Origin of the sequence: Carboxylicivirga marina (assembly GCF_016612505.1) — a bacterium.
Lineage (GTDB): Bacteria > Bacteroidota > Bacteroidia > Bacteroidales > Marinilabiliaceae > Carboxylicivirga > Carboxylicivirga marina.
Window position 1 is genome coordinate 1 of record NZ_JAENRR010000126.1, and the last position, 3,132, is coordinate 3,132.

Annotated in this window: 1 protein-coding gene; it reads right to left on the reverse strand. The window is 41.2% G+C overall.

Annotation, left to right across the window (positions count from 1 at the left end; all coding sequences use genetic code 11):
- Positions 1–345 precede the first annotated feature (345 nt).
- A complete protein-coding gene (gene hrpB, locus JIV24_RS21990; protein WP_289048514.1) occupies positions 346–2,832 on the reverse strand; it encodes an ATP-dependent helicase HrpB in 2,487 nt (828 codons plus the stop codon).
- Between the last annotated feature and the right edge of the window lie 300 nt (positions 2,833–3,132).

Here is a 3,132-nt window from a genome sequence, read left to right on the forward strand (position 1 = left end):
TGATTTCTAATCGAAAATCAGTAAAGTTATTCTGACTTCCTGCGTCTTAAATATACAGAATAACAATGAGTTATCATAATCATTATTCTTAACTAAACGACATTGATACAACAACTATGACTATTCGCAAAAAGCAGGAATTGAAGTAATTGATGTTGACTCGTGCTACTCCGATGAAGATTATATGGCTTCACGAGAAGAGCTTATTGACATGTACAACGAGGGTACAATTTATGATGTTAACCGACAGTAGTTTTCCAACATCAGATATGTATATTTAAAAGAACAGGCGGATGTCACTTGTTTTGGTATAAAAGCCAAAAGATGACATCCGTATTGTTTATATCAATTCTTTTTCCGTTTAACACCTCTGACAGCTTCTGATTCCAAAGGGTTATCGGGCCAATGGTGCTTTGAATACCTTATTCGCAACTCCTTTTTGACTTCAAAATATGCATTCTGCCAAAAACTACTTAAATCATTGGTGATTTGAACCGGTTTAAAACCAGGTGACAGCAAATGCATCAACACATTCATTTTTCCATTATTGACCGCAGGTGTTTCTGTTAAACCAAAAACTTCCTGCAATCGAACAGCCAATACAGGAGGTTCGCCACCGGCACGATACATCAGTTTTACGCTTGAACCGCTTGGAACTTTTATTCGCTCGGGAGCCAATTGATCTAACAAACCTTGTAGTTCAAAATCAAGATGATGTTGTAAAACTGTTTTAAGATCAATCCTTTTTAAATCCTCGGGCTTCTTCACATCATTCAAATAAGGAGCCAGCCATGATTTATTTATTGCCAGTAAGTTTTCGGTTGACACATCGGGCCAATTGTGCCCTTTATCCCATTGACGAAGACTCAATACCCGATTTTGCCATTGTGTTACTTCTTTATCGAAATTTAAGAGCCAGCCTCCCTCCTTTTTTATAGCCTCAGAAATGGCGTTTATCTTCAGTGTTTCATCATAATCATGCAATGGCTTACTTTGCAGAATGATACTACCAATACGCAGTTCTGATTGCGCTTTAAAGCCTCCTCGCTTCGTATCCCAACTTACAGACTCAATAGTCTTAACCATTGGCGCCAAATCCTGAGGGTTCAAAGGTGAAGCCAAAAATATTTTACCAACGCCCTCGCGAGCATTCACATTAGCTATAGCCAGCCAGGCCTCGTGTGCCAAATCATCTTTATGACCAGCTGCAGCAATGCTGCCATTGGCCATTTTAAACTGAGCATTGTTACCGGGCTTGGCATGTGCAATACGTTCGGGGAAGGCAAAAACCAGCAATAAGCCTGTTTCAAAAGGATCCACCGACGAATTGTCTTCATCGACCGATAAAATACGACGGTATTGCTCGGCTATTTTATCAATGCGCCCAAGCGGCTTGCTTTTAATATCACCTTTCCGATAACGACGCAAAGCATCAATTCTGCTATTTAAATCAATGCCTGCATCCTTCCCTAAAGGGTCGCGCTCTTCCAGCAAAGCAGCAATGTCACAAGCTAAAGCTGTCATTCCCTCTTCCTGTGCCATTAGAAGCATATGCGCCAATCGAGGATGACAAGGTAGTTGATGAATGGCTTTACCATGTTTGGTAATCCGGTTATTTTTCAATGCTTCCAGCTCATGCAGCAACTCATTGGCTTGTGATACATGCCCTTTTGGAGGTGGCGTCAGCCAGGTTAGCTTTTCAATATCATCCACGCCCCATTGAGCCATTTCTAATACTAGTGTGGCCAAATCAGCTTCTTCAATCTCTGGTGTACGATGTTCTTGCAGGCGATTATGCGTGGCTTTACTCCACATACGGTAACACACTCCAGGCCCTAAACGCCCTGCTCGCCCCGCCCTTTGATCAGCCGAATCCAAAGTAATATCAATCGTTTCAAGTCGAGACAATCCTGAATTAGGATTAAACTTCATGGTTCGTCCAAAACCACTATCCACTACTACCTTAATCCCTTCAATGGTTAAGCTGGTTTCTGCAATGGCTGTCGCCAGAATTATCTTCCGTTTGCCTTCACGATGCGGCATGATGGCGGCATATTGCTTATTTGGCGATAGCTGTCCATATAGGGGATGTATAGATATATCAGGGTGTTTACGCTTAAGAAGGTTTTCACATGACCTGATTTCTCCCTCACCAGGAAGGAACACCAGAACATCTCCATCCTGCTCATTTACAGCTTTAGATACAACTCGGGCAGTTAGTTCCGGTAACATCATCATATCATTTTCACCTTCGTGAATAATTTCAACCGGATATTGTCGTCCCTGACTAACAACGAACGTGGAATCTAGCAATTTGGTTAATTGTGGCATATCCAGGGTGGCGGACATGATCATCAATCGGAGGTCGCTACGCAATACCTGTTGTGCTTCGCGCGTTAAAGCCAAAGCCACATCGGCAAACAAGCTTCGTTCATGAAACTCATCAAATATGACAAGCCCCACACCTTCCAGGGCATTATCGCTTTGCAACATACGTGTAAGAATCCCTTCTGTTACCACTTCCAATTGTGTATTATCACTTACACAATTATCAAAACGAATGCGATAACCAATACGTTTTCCTACTTTTTCTCCAATCAAATCAGCCATGCGCATGGCAATGGTTCGTGCTGCCAGACGACGCGGCTCTAGCATAATTATTTTCTGCCCCTTTAACCATTCTTGTTCCATAAGCGCCAAAGGCAATAAAGTACTCTTACCTGCTCCAGGAGGGGCATTAACAATTAGTGTGTTGCCGTTTTTCAAATGCGATTTGACATCATCAATGACTTCGGTAATGGGTAAATCGATATCGTAAGGATTGAAATTCACTGGCGTTTTGTTTTGTCGCAAAAGTAGGCAATAATTAATTAAGAGATTAGAATTTAGATGGCAGATCAAAGTCTGATTCCACGGTGTATACATCTAAAGTATTTGTATTTCAGCAGCCTCAAAAAACCGAAACGAAAAAGTATTTGTTTATTAACCATTACAACGTTACAGGAAGCAATAAACATTTGTTTATTGGCCGTTGCATCATTACAGGAAGCTAAATTTATATAACTGATGTTTCCCACGTAAGTTAAAACGCTGAATGTCAAGCAAAAAGAAGCATGATTCGCTTTGTTAATT